This window comes from Streptomyces sp. NPDC096040, from assembly GCF_040303265.1.
In the GTDB taxonomy this organism is placed as follows: Bacteria; Actinomycetota; Actinomycetes; order Streptomycetales; family Streptomycetaceae; genus Streptomyces.
Genome location: NZ_JBEOTA010000009.1, coordinates 73,778 through 95,586, shown reverse-complemented (window position 1 = coordinate 95,586; position 21,809 = coordinate 73,778). Strand labels below are relative to the sequence as shown.

At 72.1% G+C, this 21,809-nt stretch carries 25 protein-coding genes, 1 tRNA gene and 2 pseudogenes; 10 read left to right on the top strand and 18 right to left on the bottom strand.

Annotated elements, in window-relative coordinates:
- The first annotated feature begins 18 nt into the window (after positions 1 to 18).
- From ABTY98_RS14065 to ABTY98_RS14055, 3 genes are read left to right on the top strand one after another with little or no spacing between them, the layout of a single operon-like run.
- The gene (locus ABTY98_RS14065; protein ID WP_352221143.1) at positions 19 to 1,422 is read left to right on the top strand and encodes a type I glutamate--ammonia ligase; all 1,404 of its coding nucleotides are present in this window, start codon (positions 19 to 21) and stop codon (positions 1,420 to 1,422) included.
- Positions 1,422 to 2,564: an amidohydrolase family protein gene (locus ABTY98_RS14060; RefSeq protein WP_352221142.1), complete on the top strand. Its 1,143-nt coding sequence runs from the start codon at positions 1,422 to 1,424 to the stop codon at positions 2,562 to 2,564. The genes ABTY98_RS14065 and ABTY98_RS14060 overlap by 1 nt, the downstream gene beginning before the upstream one ends.
- 42 nt (positions 2,565 to 2,606) lie before the next feature.
- Positions 2,607 to 3,134, top strand: a complete 528-nt coding sequence (locus tag ABTY98_RS14055; protein ID WP_352221324.1) for an NUDIX hydrolase family protein — start codon at positions 2,607 to 2,609, stop codon at positions 3,132 to 3,134.
- Between the two features lie 27 nt (positions 3,135 to 3,161).
- Here the strand turns inward: ABTY98_RS14055 and ABTY98_RS14050 are convergent, their stop codons facing one another.
- A complete protein-coding gene (locus ABTY98_RS14050) occupies positions 3,162 to 3,314 on the bottom strand; it encodes a hypothetical protein (protein WP_352221141.1) in 153 nt (50 codons plus the stop codon).
- Positions 3,315 to 3,438: 124 nt separating this feature from the next.
- Between ABTY98_RS14050 and ABTY98_RS14045 the strand changes: the two genes are divergently transcribed.
- Positions 3,439 to 3,861 carry a muconolactone Delta-isomerase family protein gene (locus tag ABTY98_RS14045; protein WP_352221140.1) on the top strand — a complete coding sequence of 141 codons (423 nt, stop codon included), beginning with the start codon at positions 3,439 to 3,441 and terminating at the stop codon, positions 3,859 to 3,861.
- Positions 3,812 to 4,078, top strand: coding sequence for a hypothetical protein (locus ABTY98_RS14040; RefSeq protein WP_352221343.1), 267 nt, complete (start codon positions 3,812 to 3,814; stop codon positions 4,076 to 4,078). Before ABTY98_RS14045 ends, ABTY98_RS14040 begins: the two co-directional genes overlap by 50 nt.
- Before the next feature lie 88 nt (positions 4,079 to 4,166).
- Here ABTY98_RS14040 and ABTY98_RS14035 read toward each other — a convergent pair.
- From ABTY98_RS14035 to tdh, 7 genes are all read right to left on the bottom strand, one after another.
- Positions 4,167 to 4,240 (bottom strand) — tRNA-Pro (locus ABTY98_RS14035).
- 144 nt (positions 4,241 to 4,384) lie between these two features.
- Positions 4,385 to 4,744, bottom strand: a complete 360-nt coding sequence (locus ABTY98_RS14030) for an MmcQ/YjbR family DNA-binding protein (RefSeq protein ID WP_352221139.1) — start codon at positions 4,742 to 4,744, stop codon at positions 4,385 to 4,387.
- Between the two features lie 30 nt (positions 4,745 to 4,774).
- Entirely contained in the window at positions 4,775 to 5,311 is a 537-nt protein-coding gene (locus ABTY98_RS14025; protein WP_352221138.1) for a GNAT family N-acetyltransferase, read from the bottom strand.
- On the bottom strand, positions 5,308 to 5,955 hold the full coding sequence (locus ABTY98_RS14020) for a helix-turn-helix domain-containing protein (protein WP_352221137.1): 648 nt from the start codon (positions 5,953 to 5,955) through the stop codon (positions 5,308 to 5,310). Before ABTY98_RS14020 ends, ABTY98_RS14025 begins: the two co-directional genes overlap by 4 nt.
- A gap of 46 nt (positions 5,956 to 6,001) precedes the next feature.
- The gene (locus ABTY98_RS14015; protein WP_352221136.1) at positions 6,002 to 6,904 is read right to left on the bottom strand and encodes a LysR family transcriptional regulator; all 903 of its coding nucleotides are present in this window, start codon (positions 6,902 to 6,904) and stop codon (positions 6,002 to 6,004) included.
- 39 nt (positions 6,905 to 6,943) lie between these two features.
- The gene (locus ABTY98_RS14010) at positions 6,944 to 8,137 is read right to left on the bottom strand and encodes a glycine C-acetyltransferase (protein WP_352221323.1); all 1,194 of its coding nucleotides are present in this window, start codon (positions 8,135 to 8,137) and stop codon (positions 6,944 to 6,946) included.
- Positions 8,138 to 8,169: 32 nt separating this feature from the next.
- Positions 8,170 to 9,198, bottom strand: a complete 1,029-nt coding sequence (gene tdh / locus ABTY98_RS14005) for an L-threonine 3-dehydrogenase (RefSeq protein ID WP_352221135.1) — start codon at positions 9,196 to 9,198, stop codon at positions 8,170 to 8,172.
- A gap of 457 nt (positions 9,199 to 9,655) precedes the next feature.
- Between tdh and ABTY98_RS14000 the strand changes: the two genes are divergently transcribed.
- Positions 9,656 to 9,958, top strand: coding sequence for a muconolactone Delta-isomerase family protein (locus ABTY98_RS14000; protein WP_352221133.1), 303 nt, complete (start codon positions 9,656 to 9,658; stop codon positions 9,956 to 9,958).
- Between the two features lie 119 nt (positions 9,959 to 10,077).
- Positions 10,078 to 10,266, top strand: a pseudogene (locus tag ABTY98_RS13995) (MFS transporter); the annotation flags it as partial.
- A gap of 78 nt (positions 10,267 to 10,344) precedes the next feature.
- Here the strand turns inward: ABTY98_RS13995 and ABTY98_RS13990 are convergent.
- The 8 genes and pseudogenes from ABTY98_RS13990 to ABTY98_RS13955 form a co-directional block, all read right to left on the bottom strand.
- A pseudogene (locus ABTY98_RS13990) lies at positions 10,345 to 10,943 on the bottom strand (TetR/AcrR family transcriptional regulator).
- 57 nt (positions 10,944 to 11,000) lie between these two features.
- Positions 11,001 to 11,582: a GAF domain-containing protein gene (locus ABTY98_RS13985; RefSeq protein WP_352221132.1), complete on the bottom strand. Its 582-nt coding sequence runs from the start codon at positions 11,580 to 11,582 to the stop codon at positions 11,001 to 11,003.
- Between the two features lie 61 nt (positions 11,583 to 11,643).
- On the bottom strand, positions 11,644 to 12,243 hold the full coding sequence (locus ABTY98_RS13980; RefSeq protein WP_352221131.1) for a GTP-binding protein: 600 nt from the start codon (positions 12,241 to 12,243) through the stop codon (positions 11,644 to 11,646).
- On the bottom strand, positions 12,221 to 12,592 hold the full coding sequence (locus ABTY98_RS13975; protein WP_352221130.1) for a DUF742 domain-containing protein: 372 nt from the start codon (positions 12,590 to 12,592) through the stop codon (positions 12,221 to 12,223). The genes ABTY98_RS13980 and ABTY98_RS13975 overlap by 23 nt, the downstream gene beginning before the upstream one ends.
- A gap of 2 nt (positions 12,593 to 12,594) precedes the next feature.
- Entirely contained in the window at positions 12,595 to 13,029 is a 435-nt protein-coding gene (locus tag ABTY98_RS13970; protein WP_046728213.1) for a roadblock/LC7 domain-containing protein, read from the bottom strand.
- A 67-nt stretch (positions 13,030 to 13,096) separates the two neighbouring features.
- The gene (locus tag ABTY98_RS13965) at positions 13,097 to 15,436 is read right to left on the bottom strand and encodes an ATP-binding protein (RefSeq protein ID WP_352221129.1); all 2,340 of its coding nucleotides are present in this window, start codon (positions 15,434 to 15,436) and stop codon (positions 13,097 to 13,099) included.
- Positions 15,437 to 16,202: 766 nt separating this feature from the next.
- Entirely contained in the window at positions 16,203 to 16,466 is a 264-nt protein-coding gene (locus tag ABTY98_RS13960) for a hypothetical protein (RefSeq protein ID WP_352221128.1), read from the bottom strand.
- 99 nt (positions 16,467 to 16,565) lie between these two features.
- Entirely contained in the window at positions 16,566 to 17,783 is a 1,218-nt protein-coding gene (locus ABTY98_RS13955; protein WP_352221127.1) for an MBL fold metallo-hydrolase, read from the bottom strand.
- 139 nt (positions 17,784 to 17,922) lie between these two features.
- On the opposite strand from ABTY98_RS13955, the gene ABTY98_RS13950 reads away from it, so the two are divergent.
- The gene (locus ABTY98_RS13950; RefSeq protein WP_352221126.1) at positions 17,923 to 19,101 is read left to right on the top strand and encodes a glutamate dehydrogenase; all 1,179 of its coding nucleotides are present in this window, start codon (positions 17,923 to 17,925) and stop codon (positions 19,099 to 19,101) included.
- 45 nt (positions 19,102 to 19,146) lie between these two features.
- On the opposite strand, the gene ABTY98_RS13945 is transcribed toward ABTY98_RS13950, so the two are convergent.
- Positions 19,147 to 19,749 carry a helix-turn-helix domain-containing protein gene (locus tag ABTY98_RS13945; protein WP_352221125.1) on the bottom strand — a complete coding sequence of 201 codons (603 nt, stop codon included), beginning with the start codon at positions 19,747 to 19,749 and terminating at the stop codon, positions 19,147 to 19,149.
- Between ABTY98_RS13945 and ABTY98_RS13940 the strand changes: the two genes are divergently transcribed.
- Positions 19,748 to 20,266 carry a GNAT family N-acetyltransferase gene (locus ABTY98_RS13940; RefSeq protein ID WP_352221124.1) on the top strand — a complete coding sequence of 173 codons (519 nt, stop codon included), beginning with the start codon at positions 19,748 to 19,750 and terminating at the stop codon, positions 20,264 to 20,266. The genes ABTY98_RS13945 and ABTY98_RS13940 overlap by 2 nt on opposite strands.
- Positions 20,267 to 20,308: 42 nt before the next feature.
- Complete coding sequence (locus ABTY98_RS13935; RefSeq protein ID WP_352221123.1) at positions 20,309 to 20,911, top strand: TetR/AcrR family transcriptional regulator; 603 nt, start codon at positions 20,309 to 20,311, stop codon at positions 20,909 to 20,911.
- Between the two features lie 44 nt (positions 20,912 to 20,955).
- On the opposite strand, the gene ABTY98_RS13930 is transcribed toward ABTY98_RS13935, so the two are convergent.
- Positions 20,956 to 21,741: an SGNH/GDSL hydrolase family protein gene (locus tag ABTY98_RS13930; protein WP_352221322.1), complete on the bottom strand. Its 786-nt coding sequence runs from the start codon at positions 21,739 to 21,741 to the stop codon at positions 20,956 to 20,958.
- Between the last annotated feature and the right edge of the window lie 68 nt (positions 21,742 to 21,809).

Sequence of the window (21,809 nt, the reverse complement as noted above, 5' to 3'; positions counted from 1 at the left end):
CGTCGAGGAGGACGTCGTATGCCACCCCTTGTCGACCCCGTGCCCGGCGGGCGCCCCGGTGATCTCGCCCGGGCGCATGCCCTCGCCCATGAGCTGTCCGCGCAGGGCGTGCGCGCGATCGTGCTGGCCTACGTGGACACCGCCGGGATCTGCCGGGTGAAGACGGTCCCCTGGCAGCGGCTCCAGCAGGCGGTGGCTTGGGGCGTCGGCATGTCCCCGGTGTTCGACACCTTCCTCGCGAACGACGCGATCGTCCGCACCGACGTCCTCGGCTCGCCCGACGGCGATCTGCGCCTCTACCCGGATCTGGACCGCCTGGTGGTGCTGGCCGGGCAGCCCGGCTGGGCCTGGGCCCCCGTCGACCGGATCACCCAGGAGGGCGACCTGCACCCGGGGTGCAGCCGCACCTTCCTGCGCCGGACCGTCGCCGACGCCGAGGCCCGGCACGGCCTCACCTTCAAGGCGGGCGTCGAGATCGAGTGGACGCTCGGCCGGGCCGCCGCCCCGGCCGACGAGTTCGCCCCGGCGACCCAGGGTCCTGCATACGGCGCCACCCGGCAGATCGAGCTGAGCGACTACGCCGCCGACCTGCTCGCGGCCCTGGACGCGCAGGAGGTGCCGGTCGCCCAGTTCCACCCCGAGTACGCCCCCGGCCAGTTCGAGCTGTCCACCGGCGCCCTGGATCCGGTGGCGGCGGCCGACCAGAGCGTGCTGGTACGGCAGACCATCCGCGCGATCTCACAGAAGCACGGGCTGCGGGCCTCGTTCTCCCCGGCCGTCACCGAGCGGGGCGTCGGCAACGGCGGCCACCTCCATCTCTCCGTCTGGCGCCACGGGGTCAGTCTGCACGCCGGGGGCAGCGGCCGGTACGGCATGACGCGCGAGGCCGAGTCCTTCGTGGCCGGGCTGCTGGCCCATCTGCCCGGGCTGACGGCGGTCATCGCGCCGAGCCCGGCCAGCTATCTGCGGCTCAAACCCTCCCAGTGGGCCGGGGTGTTCACGGCCTGGGGCCGGGAGACCCGCGAGACCGGCGTCCGGGTCATCACCGGCACGGCAGGCCACCAGAGCCAGGACGCCAATCTGGAGATCAAGCCGGCCGACCTGGCCGCCAACCCGTATCTGGCCCTCGGCTGCGCCATCGTCGCGGGCCTCGACGGCATCACCTCCGGCACGGCCCTCCCCGAGGAGGTCGTCGACGACCCGGCCCGGCTGATCCCGGACGAGGCGGTGGCCCGGGGGGTACGACGGCTGCCGACCTCGCTGGCGCAGGCCGTCGACGCGTTCCGCGAGGACGAGGTGGTGTGCACGGCCCTCGGCCCGGTCCTCGCGGACGCGGTGGTCGCCGTACGCGAAGGCGAGACGGCGGCCGTGGCCGGGCTCGACGAGGCCGGGGTGGCGGCTGCCTACCGCTGGAAGTACTGATGGCGGGAGCGATCCGGGAAGCCCTCGACGCGCTCCCCCTCGTCGACCACCACTGCCACGGCGCGGTCACCGCCGACCTCGACCCGACGGAGTTCGAGTCGCTGCTGACGGAGGGCGCGGTCTGGCCGGGCGTGTCGCCGTTCGACAGTCCGGTCGGCGTGGCCGTACGACGCCACTGCGCGCCCCTGCTCGACCTGGACCGGCACGCGCCCGCCGCCGACTACCTGGCGCGCCGCGCCGAACTGGGGTGGCAGGAGGTCAACCGCCGTTTCCTCACGGCCGCGCACGCGGAGACCTTCTGCGTGGACACCGGCTACGCCCCGCACCCGGTCACCTCGCCCGCCGACCTCGCGAACACGTCCGGCGCCGCCGCCTACGAGGTGGTACGGCTGGAGAGCATCGCCGAGGAGGTGGCCGCGCGGGGCATCGACGCCGGCGAGTACGCCGCCGCCTTCCGCGCGGCGGCCGAGGAGGCGGTACGGCGGCCGGGAGTGATCGCGGTCAAGTCGGTCGCCGCCTACCGCACCGGCTTCGACCTGGATCCTGCGCGGCCGACGTACTCCGAGGTGACCCGGGCGGCCGCGCTCTGGTTCGCGCGGGGCGGCAAGCTCACGGACCCCGTGCTGATGCGCCATCTGCTGTGGACCGCCGTCGCCCTCGGGCTGCCGCTCCAACTGCACGCCGGTTTCGGGGACTCGGACCTACGGCTGCACCTGGCGGACCCGGCCCTGCTCACCGACTGGCTGCGGCTGACCGCGGGCACCATCCCGGTGCTCCTGCTGCACTGCTGGCCGTACCAGCGCCAAGCCGCCTATCTGGCCACGGTGTTCGAGCATGTGCACCTCGACGTGGGGCTCACGCTGCACTATGTGGGGCCGGCCCGGGCGGCCGCGGTCCTGGCGGAGGCGACGGAGATCACCCCGTTCCGCAAACTGCTGTACAGCTCGGACGCCTATGGTGTGGCGGAGTTCCACCATCTCGGCGCTTTGTCCTTCCGGCAGGGGCTGGCCGGACTGCTCCAGGAACGGGTGGACTCCGACGAACTGAGCACGGCCGACGCAGTGAGGATCGCAGCCTGGACAGGACGCGACAACGCCCGTCGCCTCTACGGACTTCCCGTATCGGACCCCGGCCGCGACTGAGCGCGTGCCCCACCCGGAAAGTATGATCAAGCAATGTCTGACATGACCGAAACCACGCCCGGATGGCTGTCCTCCGACGAGCTGGAGATGGCTCGCGCCCGTATGCCGATCCTGTACGTGGAGGCCGTGCCCGTACGCGTGGACGACAGCGGCGAAGTCACCAGCATCGGGCTGCTGCTCCGCATCGGCCCGGACGGAACGGTCAGCCGGACCCTCGTCTCCGGCCGTGTCCTGCACCACGAGCGGGTCCGTGACGCCCTGTTGCGCCATCTGGAGAAGGATCTCGGCCCGGTCGCGCTGCCCCGGGTGCCGGCCTCCCTGCAGCCGTTCACGGTGGCCGAGTACTTCCCGACGCTGGGTGTCACGCCGTACCACGACCCACGCCAGCACGCGGTGTCGCTGGCCTACGTCGTGCCGGTGACCGGTGACTGCCGGCCTCGCCAGGACGCCCTGGACCTGGTGTGGTTCAGCCCGCAGGACGCGGTGTCCGAGGCCGTGCAGAGCGAGATGCCCGGCGGTCACGGGGTGCTGCTGAAGCAGGCCCTGGCGCATGTCGGGTGCGTGGGCTGAGTACGGCCGAGGTGCCGCCGGCGGTGATCAGCCGAGCTGTTCGGCGGCCCAGCGGGCCCGCTCGCGGTTCCATCTCGGCCCGCGCAGGCCGTATTCGAGGGCGATCCGGCCGTCGACGGTCAGCGGCCCGTCCTCGTGCTCAAGCCCGGATCTCAACTCCGTGAGCCGCTTGTAGAACACCTTGAGCAGCGGTTCGCTGTGGCGCGGCCCCTCCCTCGAGACGCCGGCCGGCCCGGCCTCCGCCAGCCGGTTCGGCTCCCCCTACAGCAGCCGCCGGCGGGCCGGTCGGCCAGGAGACCGAGAAGTGCATGGCGAAGGCTCATGTCTTCACGGTGGAGATCCGGGCCCGGGCGGGGTCCCGGTCGCGGCGGACAGCGATGAGTACCTGGTCAGGTTCGCCGTGGAGGTGCCGTCCGGAACGAGCCCCGAGGCCCTGGCGGGGTTGAACGCCAAGGAGGCCGAGTGCCTGCGGGAAGCGGCCGCCGAGGACCGTCTGATCCGCCTGTGGACGCTGCCAGGCCGGGGCCGCGGCATCGGCCCGTGGCGGGCGCCCGCGGCCGGCCGGCTGCGGGAGATCCTGCGTTCCCCCCGACGGCCGACTGGCGCACCGTCGCGGCCCCCGGTCGGAGACGGGAGCCGCGACGCTGTTACCGGTCGGGGCGGACGGGTGTCAGGACTTGCCCTTCGGCCACCGGATCGGCAATGGCTGTACGGCGCAGGAACGTAGCCTTCCGGGGAACGGGCAGCTCACCCCCGCGGGATTCGCCCCCTACGCCGCCGCGATGAAGGCCGAGAACATCCCGGTCAATTTCGTGGCGCTGAAGAAGGGCACGGTGGTGTGGCGCGGCCTGGCGGAGAACAGCGTCGACGACCACGTCTGCACCTGGCGGGCCGCCTCCACCATCGAGGGAATCCGGGACTGGCTCTTCGAACGGCGGAAGTGAGCCGATCACGCCGACGGCCGGAAGCCGGGAGCGGCCCACGCGAAAAAGGGCCCTCCCAGGCTTCCGCCTGCGAAGACCCTTCGCACCGTCGGGACGACAGGATTTGAACCTGCGACCCCTTGACCCCCAGTCAAGTGCGCTACCAAGCTGCGCCACGTCCCGGTGCCGTTTGACCTGGGATTTCTCCGGTCGAAACGCGCAAGGAAACAATACCGCACTCGGACAGGTGGTCGCGCACGGCTTTTGTCCGGGCGGGGTGACGGCTCGGCCCGGAGGCCGGGGCGGTACGAGCAGGTGCGGTGGATCTCAGTCCGGGCCGGGCAGCCCCACCTCCGGGTAGGAGTCCAGGAGGCGGGGCGGGGCCGCCTGTCTCCAGGAGTCGGCGAGGATGTCGCGCAGCTCGGCCTCGCCCTCCAGGGCGGCGAGCCGCACCCGGACCCAGGCGAACTGGGCCTCGTGATCGGCGATCCAGAACTTGTCCGGCTCGGCGAGCACCAGCTCGTCGCGCTCCTCCTTGGGACAGCGCACGGCGATGGAGGTCTCGCTCTCGGGCAGCGTGGCGAACATCTTCCCGGCGACCCGGAACGTGGGCATGCTCCAGGCGATCTTCTCGCTGGTGTCCGGCAGGGACAGCGCGACACGGCGTACGTCTTCGGCTTCCGGCATGCCCAGAACCGTAGCCCCTGCCACTGACAGTCAGCTGGTCAGAGCACCGACGTGCTTGTAGTAGAGGGTCGTCGGCCGTAGCACCCCGCCGGGGTCGGCCGCGTAGTCGGGGATGACCCCGGCGCGGGTCCAGCCGGCCGAGCGATAGAGGTGTTCGGCGGGGCTGTCCGTCTCGGTGTCGAGATGGAGCAGCGTGATGCCGGCGGCGATCGCTGCCTCTTCGGCGACGGCCAGCAGCCGCCGCCCGATGCCCTGGCCGCGGGCCTCGCGGTGGACCATCAGCTTCACCAGCTCGGCGCGGTGCCGGCTGTTCGGCTTGCCGGGGAAGGGGAAGGCCAGGCTGACCGTGCCGACGACCCGGTCGGCGCCGTCCAGCGCCGCCCAGACGGCGAGCCGCCCGGCGGCCACGGCGTCCACCCGTCCCTGCCACCAGGCGAGGGCCCGCTCCCGCTCGAAGGGCGCGAGGAAGCCGACGGACGCGCCGCCGTTCACGGTGTCGGCCAGCAGCCCGGCCAACTCGCCTATGCGTGCAGTCAGTTGGGCCGCCGTGAGGCGCAGCGCCGTCATGGCCGCACCACCGCCAGGACGTACCGCGTCTCCCCCGGCCCGGCGCACCGGAACCGCGTCGGCCCCCACACCCGCAGGCGCAGACAGTCGCCGGTGTCCAGGAGATGTTCGACCTCCTGCGCGGTCACCGCGAGTCTCCCGTGGAGCACCCAGAGGTGCTGTTCAAGGCCGGGCACCGGCGGACGGTCGTAGGCGATGTCCGCGCCCGGGTCGAGCCGGCCCTCGACGAGTTCGCCGCGCAGTCCCCCGTGCGGCGGCGACACGGACCGCCGTACGAAGCCGGAGGCGCGGTCCTCCCAGATCTGCTGTTCCGCCGCGCGCAGCACCGGCGCGGGGGCCGCCTCGACCTCGCTGAGCAGCTGGGACATGGTCCGCCCGTAGACGTTGCAGAGCCGGTTGAGGAGGGCTGCCGTGGGGCTGGTCTCGGCCCGTTCGGCCCGGGACAGGGTGGACTTGCTCACTCCGCTGCGCTCCGCCAACTCACCCAGGGACCAGCCGTGTTCGGCCCGCAGTTCAGCGAGACGGCTGCCCAGGCGGGCGTCGACGGGGTCAGGGGCGGGATCCAGGCCGGGAATGGAGGGATCGGGGACGGAATCGAGGGCGCCCCTTTCGTTTCGCTGCGCGTCCGGCGCGTCTCGTTTCATATACGGGACGATATCCCTGATGTGAAACGACGGTGTTAGGGAAGGCTCACAGTCGTGCCGCCTTGCCCAGCGCCTCCAGCACCGGGCGGATCAGCGGGTGGCCCTCGGCTCCGCGTCGTACGGCCGCGAAGACGCGGCGGGTCGGGGCGGTGCCGTCGACGGGGCGTACGACGACGCCGGTCAGGTCCATGCCGCGCAGGGCCGAGCGGGGGACAAGGGCCACGCCCGCGTCGGCCGAGGCCAGGGCCACCACGGCCCGGAAGTCGTCGGAGGAGTGTTCGAGGCGGGGCTGGAAGCCGGCGCTCTCGCAGGCCAGGACGACCACGTCATGGCAGGGGTTGCCGGGGTACGGACCGATCCAGGGGTCCTTGGCCAGTTCGGCGAGGGGGACCTCGCTCGCCCCGGCAAGGCGGTGGTGGAGCGGGACGACCGCGTCGAAGGGCTCGGCGTACAGGGACACATGGCTGAGCCGGGGGTCGTCGGCGGGCGGGGCCCCGCGGTACTCGACGGCGACCGCGACATCGACCTGCCGGTCCAGCACCATCGGCAGGCTGGCGTCGCCCTCAGCGTCCTGGACCCGGATCCGTATGCCGGGGGCGGTGCGGGCGAGGTGGGCCACGGCCGGGGCGACCACCTGTGCGATGCCGGTGGCGAAGGCGGCGACGGTGACCGTGCCGGCCTCGCCGGAGCCGTACGCGGCCAGTTCGGCCTCGGCCCGCTCCAGCTGGGCAAGGACCGCGTTGGTGTGGCCGAGCAGGATCTCGCCGGCCGGGGTCAGTCGTACCCCCTTGGCGCTGCGCTCGACCAGACGGTGGCCGGTCTCCTGCTCCAGGGCCGCCAGCTGCTGCGAGACGGCCGACGGGGTCAGATACAGCGCGGCGGCAGCCGCCGTCACCGTGCGGTGGTCGGCCACCGCTCGGAGGATGTGCAGCCGCCGCGCCTCGATCATGGCTCGATTATCGCAATAGGCCCGGGGTGCTCAGGCCGCTCAGGCCGCCAGCTCGGCCCGGGCCGCGACGAAGGCGTCCACCGCGCGGTTGACGTCGTCCGTCGAGTGGGCCGCGGACAGCTGCACCCGGATCCGGGCCTGGCCCTGCGGCACCACCGGATACGAGAAGCCGATCACGTACACGCCCCGCTCCAGCAGCAGCTCGGCCATCCGGGCGGCCCGCCCCGCGTCGCCGATCATCACAGGGGCGATGGCGTGGTCGCCGGGGAGGATGTCGAAGCCCTCCTCGGTCATCCGGCGGCGGAACAGCGCGGTGTTCTCGGCGAGCCGGACCCGCAGGTCGTCCGCGGCCTCCAGCAGGTCGAGGACCTTCAGCGAGGCCGCCGCGATCACCGGGGCGAGGGTGTTGGAGAAGAGGTAGGGGCGGGAGCGCTGGCGGAGCAGGGCGACGATCTCGGCGCGGGCGGCGACATAGCCTCCGGAGGCGCCGCCGAGGGCCTTGCCGAGGGTGCCGGTGATGATGTCGACACGGTCCAGCACGCCGTGCAGTTCGGGGGTGCCGCGGCCGGACGGGCCGACGAAGCCGACGGCGTGCGAGTCGTCGACCATGACCATCGCGTCGTAGCGGTCGGCGAGGTCGCAGATCTCGCGCAGCGGTGCCACGTAGCCGTCCATGGAGAAGACGCCGTCGGTGACGACCAGCCGGCGCCGGGCGCTCTGCGCCTCCTTCAACTGGCTTTCCAGGTCAGCCAGATCGCGGTTGGCGTAGCGGAGACGGCGGGCCTTGGAGAGGCGGATGCCGTCGATGATCGAGGCGTGGTTGAGGGCGTCGGAGATCACCGCGTCCTCCGGGCCGAGGAGGGTCTCGAAGACACCGCCGTTGGCGTCGAAGCAGGAGGAGTAGAGGATCGTGTCCTCCTGGCCGAGGAACGCGGCGAGGCGCGCCTCCAGCTCCTTGTGGACCTCCTGGGTGCCGCAGATGAAGCGGACGGAGGCCATGCCGTAGCCCCAGCGGTCCAGGGCCTCGTGGGCGGCGGCGATCACCTCGGGATGGTCGGCGAGACCGAGGTAGTTGTTGGCGCAGAAGTTGAGGACCTCGCCGGGGCGGCCGCCCGCGGTCACGTTGACGGTCGCGGACTGCGGGGTGCCGATGACGCGCTCGGGCTTGTGCAGACCGGCGGCGCGGATCTCGTCGAGGGTGGCGCGCAGGTCGTCGCGCACGGAGTCGAACATCATCAATCCTTGATTGTCGTCAGAGACTGTCGTCAGAGGGTCCAGTCGAGGATGACCTTGCCGCCGCGGCCGCTCGCGGCGTCGGCGAAGGCCGCCTCGAAGTCCCGGTATCCGTAGCGGCCGGTGATCACGGGGGCGAGGTCGAGTCCTCCCTCCAGGAGGACCGACATCGCGTACCAGGTCTCGAACATCTCACGGCCGTAGATGCCCTTGATCGTGATCATCGAGGTGACGATCCGGGCCCAGTCGACGGGGAACTCCTGGGCGGGCAGGCCCAGCATGGCGATACGGCCGCCGTGCGTCATGTTCGCGATCATGTCCTGGAGCGCTTCGGGCCGCCCGGACATCTCCAGACCGATGTCGAAGCCCTCACGCAGCCCCAACTCCCGCTGTCCGTCGGCGATCCGGGACTGCGACACGTTCAGGGCGAGGCTCACGCCGATCTTGCGGGCGAGGTCGAGGCGCTCCTCGCTGACATCGGTGATCACGACGTTGCGGGCGCCGGCGTGCCGGGCCACCGCGGCGGCCATCAGGCCGATCGGGCCGGCGCCGGTGATCAGGACGTCCTCGCCGACGAGCGGGAAGGAGAGCGCGGTGTGCACGGCGTTGCCGAACGGGTCGAAGATCGCGGCGACGTCGAGGTCGACGGGGACCCTGTGCACCCAGACGTTGCCGGCGGGCAGCGCGACGTACTCGGCGAACGCGCCGTCGCGGCCGACGCCGAGGCCGACCGTGGCCCGGCACAGATGGCGCCGCCCGGCCAGGCAGTTGCGGCACTTGCCGCAGACCAGGTGGCCCTCGCCGCTGACGCGGTCACCGACCTTGATGTCCGCGACATCGCGGCCGGTCCCGACGACCTCGCCGACGAACTCGTGTCCGACCACCAGGGGGGTGGTGATCGTCTGCTGGGCCCAGCCGTCCCAGGCCCGGATGTGCAGGTCGGTGCCGCAGATACCGGTCCGCAGCACCTTGATCAGTACGTCACCGGGTCCGACCGCGGGCTCCGGCACGTCGGCGAGCCACAGCCCCGGCTCGGCTTTCTCCTTGACCAGCGCCTTCAACGCTACGGCTCCTGTGCGTGAGGTCCCGGACGCGGGCACGCCGAAGCGGCCCGCAGCCGGGGAGGGGGGTGGAATCGCACAGAAATCTGCCGTACTCGGGCGCCTCGGGTCCATCGAGGATTTCTTAACCGCCGCCACAGCTCCGCTTCACGCCCGTACGACGCCCGGCGGCAGCGCCAGGGCCTGTCCGGCGGGTCATGCCGCAGACGCGGGGTCCGGCACGCACTCCCCCAGAGGGGGACCCCAGCGGCGTTGTCGTCACTCGCCGACGTCCCCCAGCCTTCGGCCGGGGCTGACCCCACCGCGTGGCCCCGCTCACCGGCGTCGATGCGGCACCGCCGATTTTCTGCGAACGCGCGCTGGTAGGCCGCGCCTCTCAGCAGCGAGGGAACCGGTCGTGGCATCGATGCTGGTGACAAGCGCATGATGAACTCACGGGCACCGGAGGGAGCACATCATGCGAGAGTTCCTCGTCCAGATCACCACTACCGTCCCCGAGGGCACGGGCCAGGAGGAGGTCGACCGGCGGCGGGCCGCGGAGGCGGTCCGCGCGAGGGAACTGGCCGCTACCGGCCATCTGGCCCGACTGTGGCGCCCCGTCGGCGAACTGCGCAGCATCGGCGTCTGGCGCGCCACCGACGAGGAGGAACTCCACGAGAAGGTGCTCGGCACCCTGCCGCTGCGCCCGTGGATGACGGTCACCGTCACCCCGCTGGAGTCCCACCCCAACGACCCCGGCCGCGTCGACGGCACGCGATGACCACCGCGTCTCCCTGGACCCATGTCGCCAGGGCCGGCGCCGCGCTCGCCGCGGGCATGGCGTCGGCCGTTTCGTGTACACCCCGATCCTGCCGCTGATGCACGCGCGGGCGGCCCTGTGCACATCTGCGCTTCCCACGCTCCGTCGCCCTGCTGACCACCGGATACTCCGTCGGCCAGGTTCTCGGCCCCCTGGTCGTCGCCCCGCTGCTGCGTCACGGCTACCACCAGGCCCTGCTCCTGGCCGCCCTGGTGGTCCTCGCCGCGGCCGCCGCCGTGCTGCGGATCGGCTTCCCGCACCACGTGGGCGGGGACCACACAGTGCCGGTACGACTGCGACAGCGGGCGGAGGCCACACATCCCTGGGCCCTGCCTGTCACGCCACTGTCATGCCGCTGCCGCGCCGAGCAGGGCCCGGCAGTTCTGCCACAGCGGGCCCAGCAGCTGGGTGTCGTTGTACAGCTTGGCGAACATCACCTGGCCCTCCAGCTGGGCCACCACCGCCCGCGCCGCCTCCCGGGTGTCGGCCACGCCGACCTCACGCGGTCGCGGGCCTCGGCGATGACGGACTCCACCATGCCGACCTGTGCGTCGAAGATCTCCTGGAGCCGCCCACGGACCGCCTCGGTCTGGTTGCTCAGCTCCAGGGTGAGGTTCCCGAACAGACAGCCCGCCACCGTGCCGCAGCCCTGCTGCACGGCGCGCTGGCCGGCCTCCGTCTCCTCGAACAGCCGCCGCAACCGCCGGAGCGGCTCCCCCTCACCGGTCAGGGCATGCGTCCACTCGCGCTTCTGGGCTGCCCAGTGCTCGTCGACGACCGCGAGCGCGAGGGCCTCCTTGGACTCGAAGAAGTAGTAGAAACTGCCCTTCGGCACCCCGGCCGCCTTGCAGATCTCGGCCACCCCGAGCGCCGAGTAGCCGCACCTCTCGATCAACGAGCGGGCGGCGTCGAGGATCTTGCGCCTGGCGTCACTGGTGCGGCCCATGCCGTCAGCGTAGGAAGGTACTAGACCGGTCGCCTAGTGACGGATCCGTTCCCGTGGTCACAGCAGCGGGAGCCCGTCCGCCCCGCGTCGCTCGATGCGGGCCACCAGCTCCGCCGCCGACGACTTGATGGTCTCCAGACCGGGCCGACCCCACGGCCGCGGCTCCACGTCGACCACACACACCGTACCGAGCACCGTCCCCGTGCTGTCGATGAGCGGGGCGCCCAGATAGGAACGGATGCCGAACTCGTCGACGACCGGGTTGCCCGCGAACCGCGGGTAGTCGCCGACGTCCTCCAGAACCAACGCCTTGCGCCGGACCACCACATGGGGGCAGAAACCATGGTCGCGGGCCAGCTCACGGCCCAGCACCGGCGTGCTGCCGTCGGGCTTCACCACCGGCGGCGGCACGGCCGGCAGGTGCAGGCCCGCGAAGAACTGCCGGTTCTCACCGATGAAGTTGACCATGGCGTACGGCGTCCCGGCGACCTCTGCGAGCCGGTCCGCGTAGGCGTCGAGCTCGGGGTCGGGATGTTCGCCGAGTCCCAGTTGGCCGAGGCGCCGGGTGCGTACGGGCACCTCCTTGTCCTCCGGTGTGAGCAACAGACGACCGGCCGGGCGCGACGGGTCGTACCTCATGGGTGGGCTCCGTCGCTGTGGACGTGGGTCATATATGGGCTCCGTGAGGGGTGTATGGGGGTCACATGTGGGCGCCGTGGCTCGGCGCGGAGACCGGAGCGTGGGCGATGAGATGGCGGACGAGGGTGAGCAGGGTCTGGACACCGGAGCTGGAGATACGGGCGTCGCAGCGGACGACCGGGACCTCGGGGTCGAGGTCGATGGCGGCGCGCACCTCCTCGGGGTCGTAGCGGTAGGAGCCGTCGAACTCGTTGATGGCGAGGATGAAACCCAGACCCCGCTCCTCGAAGAAGTCGACGGCCGCGAAGCAGTCCTCCAGACGGCGGGTGTCGGCGAGGATGACCGCGCCGAGCGCGCCCTCGGACAGCTCGTCCCACATGAACCAGAACCGCTCCTGCCCGGGCGTACCGAACAGGTAGAGCACATGTTCGGGGTCCAGGGTGATGCGGCCGAAGTCCATGGCCACGGTCGTCTCGACCTTGTTCTCGACACCGTCGAGGTTGTCGGTCGCGGCGCTCACCGTGGTGAGGAGTTCCTCCGTGGACAGCGGCGCGATCTCGCTGACCGCGCCCACGAAGGTGGTCTTGCCGGCCCCGAACCCACCGGCCACCAGGATTTTCAGCGCGGTGGGGAAGGGGTCACAGCTGTCGTCGTAGTCCATCGAGCACTGCCTCCAGAAGAGACCGGTCAGTGGGGTTGTGGTGGAACACGGGGGGCTTGGCGGTGAGCGCCCCGCAGTCGACGAGGTCGGAGAGCAGCACCTTGGTGACCACGGCGGGCAGCTTGAGGTGCGCGGCGATCTCGGCGACCGAGACGGGTGCTCGACACAGGTCGAGCGCCTGCGCGTGCTCGGGACCGAGGTAGCCGAGGGGGGTGGCCCCGGTGGCCATCACCTGCGACATCAGGTCGAAGGCGATGCTCGGCTCGGTGCGGCCGTTGCTGATCGTGAACGGGCGCACCAGGCGTCCGGCCGCATCGTCCAGCCATGGCCCGTCGCCGGCTGCCGCCACCCTCAAGGCCTCATCGCCGTGGGTTCGACGGCGTGCTGCCGGGGCGCGGTGACGAGGTACGGGCGGACGCTCTTGACCAGCATCGCCATCTCGTAGCCGAGGACGGCGGCGTCGGCCTCGCGGCCGGCCAGCACGGCGAGGCAGGTGCCGGAGCCGGCGGTGGTGACGAACAGCAGCGTCGAGTCGAGTTCGACGACGACCTGGCGGACGTCCCCGCCGTCGCCGAAGCGGACGCCCGCGCTGCGGCCGAGCGAGTACAGACCGGAGGCGAGCGCCGCCATGTGGTCGGCACTGTCCGGGTCGAGGCCGTGGACGGACTTCACCAGTCCGTCGCAGGACAGGAGCACCGCGCTGGTGGTGTGGGGTACGCGCTGGACGAGGCCGCTCATCAGCCAGTCGAGGTCGGATACCTGGGCGGTCGGCGCATCGCTCGCCATGGTGGATCGACTCCTTGGGGTACGAAGGTCTACGGGAGCAGTGGGGGTGGGGGGAAAACGGTGCTGGTCATCCGGCCGGTGCGCTCCCGTCGGGCCGGGTGGTGAATTCGGAGGTGCGCACGGGGCGCAGGGCCGGGGAGTGCGACGGGGGCCGTGACGCGGACTGGGGGTCGGCCGGGTCCCCGTGCGCCCGGCTCGTGTGCGCCGAGGCCGTGTGTGCAGCGTCCATGTGGTCCGGGGCCATGTGTGCCGCGCCCATGTGGTCCGAGGCCGTGTGGGCCGCGCCCATGTGGTCCGAGGGCGACATGGGGCTCGACGCCATGGGTTCCGATCCCATGGGATCCGACGCCCTTCGGTCCAGGGCCGATTGGTCCGGGGCTGTGTGGTCCGGAGCCATGTGCCTGGACTCCATGTGCGCGGCGTCCGCATGTGTGGCGTGGGATGCGCTGCTCGCCACGTTCCCGGACCCCTCGCCGGACCCGGACCCGGATCCGTCGTCGACGCCCATGTCTGCGAGGTCCACACTGGTCAGCCCGGTATAGAAGGGTTCTCCATGTGTCCCGCCCGTCGACTCGGTGGCTGTCAGCTCCGTCTGAGTGGCCTCCAGATGCTGCTGGGCCTCGGCGAGGCCGATGCCACGCTGGAAGGCGGCCATCAGACCGGGGTCGTGTCCGGCCGGCACCTCGTTGTCCTGGCGAGGTGCCGGGCCGCCGCGGAGCTGGGGGACGATGTGCTCCTGGGCGCGTCGGCGCGGCAGTTGGGGTTTGCCCATGGTGCCGCGCACGGCGCCGACACGCGGGACGGGCGGGGCGCCGGCGTGCTCGGCGACCGAGGGCCGGTCCTCGGGTCGGATGCCGGGCAACGCCTCGGCGGGGTTGGGCCGGGTCTCCTGGGCGCCGCGTACCGGCAGCGGCGCGGGTGCGCTCCCGTGCTGTGCGTGCCTGCGCCGCCCACCGGCGGCGGCCGCGGCCGGTCCCTGCTGCGGCGCGGGCCGTCGGTCCGCCGGCGAACCGCTCGGGGCGGCCGCCCGGTCCCCGGCTCCCGCTTCGGTTCCGGCGGCGGCGCCGCGGATGTCCTCCAGTGTCCCGGTGATGCGGGACGGGCGCGCGGCCCCGGCTCCCGGCGCACCACCCGGTGCCCCCGGTGCGCCGCCCCCGGCGCCGGCGTCGCGCGGCTGCGGTACGGCACCGGGTACGCCCGGTGCCGTACCCAGCAGGCCTTGCGGGACGACGAGGACGGCCTGGACGCCGCCGTAGATGTTGTTCTGGAGGCGGACGTTGATGCCGTGGCGGCGGGCGAGCTGGGAGACGACGAAGAGGCCGATGCGGCCGTCGGCCAGCAGGCTGGCGACGTTGACCTGGTCGGGGTCGGCGAGCAGGGCGTTCATCTTGGACTGTTCGCCGACCGGCATGCCGAGTCCGCGGTCCTCGACCTCGACCGCGAGGCCGGAGGTGACGAGGTTGGCGCGGAGCAGCACCTGGGTGTGCGGGGCGGAGAACACCGTGGCGTTCTCGACGAGTTCGGCGAGGAGGTGGATGACGTCGGCGACGGCGTGCCCGCGCAGTTCGCCGTCGATCGGCGGGACGAGTTTGACCCGGGAGTATTGCTCGACCTCGGCGATGGCGGAGCGCAGCACCTCGGTCATGGAGACGGGGTTGCTCCACTGCCGGCGGGACACGGCGCCGCCGAGCACAGCGAGGTTCTCGGCGTGCCGTCGGATGCGGGTGGCCAGGTGGTCGACGTGGAAGAGACCCTTGAGGAGGTCCGGGTCCTCGATCTCGTTCTCCAGTTCGTCGAGAATCGAGATTTCTCGGTGCACGAGGGACTGAAGCCGCCGCGCCAGGTTGACGAAGACCTCCAGCTTCTGTTCGCTGCCGGCCTGGCTGGAGAGCTGGGCCGCCTGCACGACGGCGGTGACGGCGCCGTCGTGCGCGCGGGACAGGTCGGCGGCGAGCAGTTCGAAGTCGTCGGCGTCCTCGGGCGGTCCACCGCGCGACTTGCGCGGGGGCGGGGTCTGGCCGCGGCGCAGCGCGTCGACGAGGGCCAGCAGTTCGGCCTCGCCGCGGGCGGTGTTGCGGCGCAGGATGCCGACGCGGTCGCTGACCGAGCGGGCGGCGCGGCCCGCGGCCACGGCAGCGATCACGATGGCCGCGACCGTCACCGAGACCGCTCCGGCGAGTACGGCCAGCAGGGTGAGGCTGGGCCGGGCTCCGGTGGAGCGGACGGTGAACAGGACGGCCGCGTAGCCGCTGAGCGCCACCGCGATCGGCGGCAGCACGGCGAGGCGCATGAGCTGAGGCCTTATGTGGGTCTCGGGCAGCGCGGGAACGGGTCGGGCGACCGGACGTCCGTGCCGGCCGCCCTCACGGCGGTCGGCACGGGCGGCCGGTGCACGGAGGTGAGACATCTGCGTCCTCGTACTGGTCCGTCGGGCCTGGAATGCTCGCGCGTCTCGCGCGAGTCGGGTATGCGCCATCGCGGTGCCGGCCGAGGGGACCGCAAAAGAATTCGGCCCCGTGACGCCCGACGGACACTCACAGTAGTCGCCAACGCATCATGTGCGGTGGGCAGTTGACAAAGTCACCCGGAGATGGTCCCGCCCTGGTATGAGCTGTCGCACGAAGGACCGATATCCCCGTGGGCGCCTCACTTCCGACCGGCCACCAACCGATCCGACCTGCTCAAAAACGGTCGTAAGGAGAAGTTGGGCGCCCGGACGACCGACACACGGCGCCTCTCCTCCACCATCGGTCCGCACACCCTCGACCGCCCCGGCAGGACGACCGCGCGACCTGCCGCACCCCTGTCACCGCCCCGCAGAACATCACTCACGGTGACCCTCCCCCCTCGGCTCGCACTGGATGAGCGGCCTGCTGCAGGGCCCGGACAGCGACATGCCGGGATCCTTTGGTGCGGGCGGCGAGGGCACGCGCGAAGCGGTCGGCGCGCAGCACCCGTCAGGGCCGGGAATGGGAGGGGCGGGGCCGGGTCGACGCGGGCGGTGAGCTGGAGTTCGTTGTGCGGATGGGCGACGATCTCGTACACGCGGAACGGCCGCCGCTCGCGCGCATGCCAGTGCCTGGCGGCGAGAGCGGGGGCGAGCCGAGCGGCCCCGGGGGCCTGGGCGAGCGCACTGCCGAGCCACTTGCCGTACGGCGGGTGGCGCCGGTCCATCAGCAGGCAAGCCGCATGAGTTCGCGGACCAGGCGGGCGGCCCGGGCCGGGGAGAGCGTACGGAAGCCGTCGTGGAAGATGGCACCGGCGGTGACTTCGGCGAGGAGCTGGGTGGGGATGGCGACCCGGTCCGACGGCGTGACACCGAAACCCGGGCCGATACGGGCCGCCGAGCGCGGAGTTCCGGCGCGGCCTCCTCCAGCAGTGAGCGTACGGCCTCGGTGCAGAAGCGCCGGGCCGGGTTCAAATTCCGATAAGGACACGGGAGTTGGCAGGCGGACATGGTCAATGCGCGTGCCACTGCCCGGGTTGCGCAGGGGCACGCACGGCACTTACACGTCACCGCGACAACGGCGGAGCCCTCACTTCACCAGGTCGTCCGCGTCCGGCGTCACCGCTTCGCCGACCAGGCCGAGGTTCTCCTGCCCGGCCTCACTCCGCGGCTGGACGGCAAGGCGCCACGGCCGGGCGATCGGCGCCGACACCTCGCGCCACCACGGGTCGGCGGGCAGCTTCCCGGACGGCTCGAAGGGCTCACCGGGGCGCGGCAGCGCCACCGCCTGGCCCGCTCCGTCCCCGGCGTCCTTCGTCCACTCCCCCGGCTCGGCCCAGGCGTGCGGGGCGAGGTTGAAGGTGCCCCAGTGGATCGGCAGCAGCACCCCGTGCGGGGCACCGCCCTGCAGGTCGAGGTGGGCCCGCATGCCCTCCTCGGGCGTCATGTGTATGTCCGGCCAGAACTCGCTGTACGCACCGATCTGGATCATCGTCGCGTCGAAGGGCCCGTGGTCGGCGCCGATGTCCTTGAAGCCCTCGAAGTAACCGGTGTCACCGCTGTGGTAGATCCGGTGCTGCTCGCCCGCGACGGTCCAGGACGCCCACAGGGTGTGCTGGGTGTTGCGCAGACCACGGCCGCAGAAGTGGCGGGCGGGATTGGCCGTCAGGGTGAGGCCGCCGACCCTGGTCTCCTCGTGCCAGTCCAGCTCGCGCAGCCGGTCGGCGGGGACGCCCCAGTGTTCGAGGTGGGCGCCGACGCCGAGCGGCACGGCGAAGAGGGTGTCCGTGCCGGCCAGCGCCTTGATGGTGGGCAGGTCGAGGTGGTCGTAGTGGTCGTGCGAGATGACCACCACGTCGACCCGGCCGAGCGCGCCCAACGGCAGCGGCACCGGGTGCAGCCGCTTGGGCCCGGCGAACGGGAACGGGGAGCAGCGCTCGCCCCAGACGGGGTCGAAGAGGACGCGGTGTCCGTCGATCTCCGCGAGCACGCTGGAGTGGCCCATCCAGGTCAGCCGCAGCCCACTGGCGGCGGGCCGGGCGAGGTCGGCAACGGTGGTGGCGTGCACCGGGACGGCGCCCCGGGGAGCTCGGCGGACGCGCTGCTCCTTCTCGAAGTAGATCTTCGCGAAGTCCAGCATCGAGCCCGAGGGGCGGGTGCGGGCGGTACCGCCGGGGTTCTGGAAGACACCGTCCTTGAAGTGCGGTGAGCCCTGAATGCGGGCCATGCGCTCGCCGCCGGGGTCCACGCCGAAGGCAGCGGGCCGCAGCACGCGGAGCCCGGAGCTCAGGGAACGCAAACGGGTCACGGTACCTCCAGTGGTGTCGCCGGGATGCTCCATTATGGTCGGCCCCTCCGGTGGTCGGCGTTGACACCCTGTCGCCCACCTCCGAATACTGACCCACTGTTCAGTAGCACCCTCCTTCACCAACCCCTCAGGAGCCACTATGGCCGCTCCCCTGATGTCTCTCGTCTGGACCGACCACATCACCGGCCGGCAGGGTTTCCTGGTCGTCGACCGGCTGGTTCGGGGGGTGGCCAGCGGCGGTCTGCGGATGCGGCCGGGCTGCACCCTGGAGGAGGTCACCGGGCTGGCCCGCGGCATGACGATGAAGGAGGCCCTGCACTACAACCCCGAGGGCCGCTACATCCCCCTGGGCGGGGCCAAGGGCGGCATCGACTGCGATCCGCAGGACCCGGGGTCGTACGCCCTGCTGGTCCGCTATCTGCGCGCAATGCGGCCGTATGTCGAGAGCTTCTGGACCACCGGCGAGGACCTCGGGCTCACCCAGGATCTGGTGGACCGGGCGGCCGTCGAGGCGGGGCTGGTCTCCTCGGTCCAGGCCGTGTATCCACTGCTGGACGACGAGGCCGCGGCCCGGCGGCGGCTGGCGGACGCCTTCGCCATCGAGGTGGACGGGATCGGTCTCGACGAGCTGGTCGGCGGCTGCGGAGTCGCCGAGTCGGCACTGACGGCCCTGGACCGGGCCGGGGTGCCGTACGCGGGGACGCGGGTCGCGGTGCAGGGGCTTGGCACGATGGGCGGGGCCACGGCGCGTTTCCTCGCCCGCGCGGGACTCACGGTGGTGGCCGTCGCCGATGTCAAGGGCACGATCGCCAACCCGGCGGGCCTGGACGTCGAAGCGCTGCTGCGCGCGCGGGACGCGTACGGCACCGTCGACCGCGCGGTGCTGCGCCCCGGGGATCTCGAACTGCCGGGCGAAGCCTGGCTGTCCGCCGATGCGGAGGTGCTGGTGCCGGCGGCGGTGTCGTACGTCGTGGACGCGGCCAACGAGCACCTCGTCACCGCCCGCTGGATCGTGGAGGCGGGAAACATGCCCGTGCTGCCCGAGGCGGAGGAGCGGCTCGCGGAGCGCGGGGTGACCGTGCTGCCGGACGTGGTGGTCAACTCGGGTACCAACGCCTGGTGGTGGTGGACCCTTTTCGGCGACATCGGGCCGGACGCGGACGAGGCGTTCGCCCACACCCGCCGCTCGATGCGGGCCCTGGTGGAGCTGATGCTGGATCGGGCCGAGTCCGACGGCACGACCCCGCGTGCCGCGGCCCACGCCCTGGTGAGCGACCGGCTGCCGGTGATCGCGGAACGGTTCGGCTGGTACCGGTGAGAGGACGGGCGCTCAGCGGCGCCCGAGCCGCAGACCACCGTCGGCTCACGGCTGTGCGTCGCGGGTGAGGACGACGGCGTAGCGGCACTCGGCGTCGGTGGTGTTGGCGAAGACACGCTCGGCGGGCGGCCCGAGTTCCAGGGTGTCGCCGGCGTCGAGTTCGTGGACCGTGCCACCGTCGTGGAAGGTCAGGCGGCCGTCGAGGACCCAGACGAGCTGTCGTACGAAGGCGAAGGCGGCCGCGGGGTAGGGCACCCGGGCTCCGGCGGGCAGGCGGATCTCGGCGATCTCCGCCGGGAAGCGCGGTCCGGTGATCTGACGGCGCCGGTAGCCGGTGCCGGGGTCGCGCCACTCGGCCGCGTCGGCGCCGCGCCGCACTCCCCCGGTGTCGGCCACGCCGTCCCGCACGCCTTCGGCGAGGGCGAGCAGGGAGGCGACGCTCAGCTGGAACGCGGCGGACAGCTTGCCGAGGACGACCGCGGTGGGGCTGCTCTCGCCGCGTTCGATCCGGCTGATCATCGCCGGGGAGACACCGGAGACGTCCGCGAGTTGGGCCAGGGTCCAGCGGCGGCGCTCCCGCTCGATGCGGACACGGGCCGCGATCCGCGCCACGAGGGGGTCCATCGGCGGATCTACTATGTTGGACATGAATCCAATATACGAGAGAGGCGGGGCGGTGACGGTCCGTCCGGCCCGACCCGGCGACCTGGAGGCCGTACGCGCGATCCGCAACCACGCGATCGAGCACTCGACGGCGTTGTGGACCGAGACCCCGCAGTCTCCCGTCGAGGGAGCGGCCTGGCTCGCCGCCCATCTGGCGCGCGGCTCGGCTTTCGTGGCCGAAGTGGCGGGCGAGGTGGCCGGGTTCGCGGTGTACGGCCCGTGGCGGGAGCTGGACGGCTACCGGTACACGGTGGAGGACTCGGTCTACGTCCGCGAGGGCCGGCACGGGCTCGGCATCGGCTCGGCACTGCTGGGCGCGCTCGTCGCCGCGGCGCGCGAGGCCGGCCACCACGTCGTGATCGCGGGCATCGAGGCGGAGAACACCGCGTCGGTCCGGCTGCACCAGCGGTTCGGCTTCGAGCACGCCGGCACGGTCCGGGAGGTGGGCACCAAGTTCGGCCGTTGGCTGGACCTCACGCTCATGCGACTGCCGCTGGCCTGAGACGGCAACGCGCGCGGGGGTACGACCGATTAGGGTGACCGCGTGGCGAGAGTGCGGTTGAGTGTGGCCGAGCGGCGGGAGGAACTGCTGCGGGCCGCCATCGAGCAGATCGAGGCGCGGGGCGTGGCGGCGGTGCGGATCGCCGATGTCGCCTCGACCCTCGGGGTGAGCAACGCGCTGGTGCTGTACCACTTCTCGACGAAGGAGAAGCTGGTCGCCGCCGCTTTCGCCTTTGCCGCCGAGGACGACCTGGCGCATCTGCGCAAGCTGCTGGGCCGCCGCACGACGGCGTCGCGTCGGCTGCGGGCGGCGGTGCGCTGGTACGCGCCGACCGGGCAGGCCAAGGGCTGGCGGCTGTGGATCGAGGGCTGGGCGGTGGCGCTGCGCGAACCCGCCCTGCGGGAGGTCACCAAGGAGCTGGACCAGCAGTGGAAGGCGGCGATCGCCGAGGTCATCGCAGAAGGGGTGGCCGCCGGTGAGTTCCGGTGCCCCGACCCCACGGCCGCGGCGCTGCGGCTGACCGCCCTGCTCGACGGGCTCGCGGTCCAGCTCACCTCGTACCCGGGTGCCCTGCCCCGCTCCCGGGCGCAGGAGTGGGTCGACGAGGCGCTGGCGCGCGAACTGGGGCTGCCCGAGGAGCAGTAAGGGGCGGCCCGCGAGGTTGCCGCCCCTTACACACTCTCGCCGCCTCAAGCCACGGAAGCGATCCGCATCTTGATGTCGTCCGGGGAGAGCGCTCCCTTGGCCGTCGCGTGGTCACCCGACGACTCACCGCGCAGCCGCCGCCCGATCCACGGCACCAGGTACTCGCGGGCCCAGTGCACGTCGTCGCGGCGGACCTCCAGGGTGCCGCGAGGCGGCAGCGGCGGCCACGGCTGGTCCGGGTCGGCCGGCACCTCGACGCCGAGCACCTGACCGGCCCGCAGGGCCACGCGCGTGTGCCCCTCGGGAGAGAGGTGCAGCCGGTCGCCGTCCCAGGCCCGCCGGTCCTGCACGGTCTTCAGGGACCACAGGTCGAGGACCGGGCAGCCGTACCGGTCGGCGACGGCCCGGACATGCCCGTTGTAGGTGGCGATCTTGCCGCGCAGATGCTTGAGGACGGGCACGCCACGGGTGTCGAAGCCGGTGGTCACCAGTACCATGCCGGCGGCTTCGGTCAGTTGGGCCACGGCCCGCTCGAACCGCTCGGCCACCTCGTCGGGGTCGGTGCCGGGGCGGATGATGTCGTTGCCGCCCGCGCAGAAGGAGACCAGGTCCGGGGCGAGCTCCAGGGCCTGCGGCACCTGGTCCGCCACGATCTGGTCGAGCAGTTTCCCGCGTACCGCGAGGTTGGTGTACTCGAAGTCGCCCTCGGGCCGCCGGTCCGACAGCAGTACCGCGAACCGGTCGGCCCAGCCGACGAACGCCCCGTCGGGGCCGGGGTCGCCGACACCCTCGGTGAAGCTGTCCCCCACCGCCACGTACGACCCGATCACTGATGCCTTGTCACTCTTCGAATCGTCTGCCACATCGGACCATGATTCACCTTCGACTGTGACCTACG

Coding starts and splice junctions, on each gene's coding strand:
- ABTY98_RS14000 (WP_352221133.1), top strand. CDS start 9,656: ATGCGAGAGTTCCTCGTCCAGATCACCACTACCGTCCCCGAGGGCACG.
- ABTY98_RS14010 (WP_352221323.1), bottom strand. CDS start 8,137: ATGTTCGACTCCGTGCGCGACGACCTGCGCGCCACCCTCGACGAGATC.
- ABTY98_RS13965 (WP_352221129.1), bottom strand. CDS start 15,436: ATGTCTCACCTCCGTGCACCGGCCGCCCGTGCCGACCGCCGTGAGGGC.
- ABTY98_RS13980 (WP_352221131.1), bottom strand. CDS start 12,243: ATGGACTACGACGACAGCTGTGACCCCTTCCCCACCGCGCTGAAAATC.
- ABTY98_RS14055 (WP_352221324.1), top strand. CDS start 2,607: ATGACCGAAACCACGCCCGGATGGCTGTCCTCCGACGAGCTGGAGATG.
- ABTY98_RS14065 (WP_352221143.1), top strand. CDS start 19: ATGCCACCCCTTGTCGACCCCGTGCCCGGCGGGCGCCCCGGTGATCTC.
- ABTY98_RS13945 (WP_352221125.1), bottom strand. CDS start 19,749: ATGTCCAACATAGTAGATCCGCCGATGGACCCCCTCGTGGCGCGGATC.
- ABTY98_RS13970 (WP_046728213.1), bottom strand. CDS start 13,029: ATGGCGAGCGATGCGCCGACCGCCCAGGTATCCGACCTCGACTGGCTG.
- ABTY98_RS14025 (WP_352221138.1), bottom strand. CDS start 5,311: ATGACGGCGCTGCGCCTCACGGCGGCCCAACTGACTGCACGCATAGGC.
- ABTY98_RS14060 (WP_352221142.1), top strand. CDS start 1,422: ATGGCGGGAGCGATCCGGGAAGCCCTCGACGCGCTCCCCCTCGTCGAC.
- ABTY98_RS13940 (WP_352221124.1), top strand. CDS start 19,748: ATGAATCCAATATACGAGAGAGGCGGGGCGGTGACGGTCCGTCCGGCC.
- ABTY98_RS14015 (WP_352221136.1), bottom strand. CDS start 6,904: ATGATCGAGGCGCGGCGGCTGCACATCCTCCGAGCGGTGGCCGACCAC.
- ABTY98_RS13950 (WP_352221126.1), top strand. CDS start 17,923: ATGGCCGCTCCCCTGATGTCTCTCGTCTGGACCGACCACATCACCGGC.
- ABTY98_RS14020 (WP_352221137.1), bottom strand. CDS start 5,955: ATGAAACGAGACGCGCCGGACGCGCAGCGAAACGAAAGGGGCGCCCTC.
- ABTY98_RS13985 (WP_352221132.1), bottom strand. CDS start 11,582: ATGAGGTACGACCCGTCGCGCCCGGCCGGTCGTCTGTTGCTCACACCG.
- ABTY98_RS14030 (WP_352221139.1), bottom strand. CDS start 4,744: ATGCCGGAAGCCGAAGACGTACGCCGTGTCGCGCTGTCCCTGCCGGAC.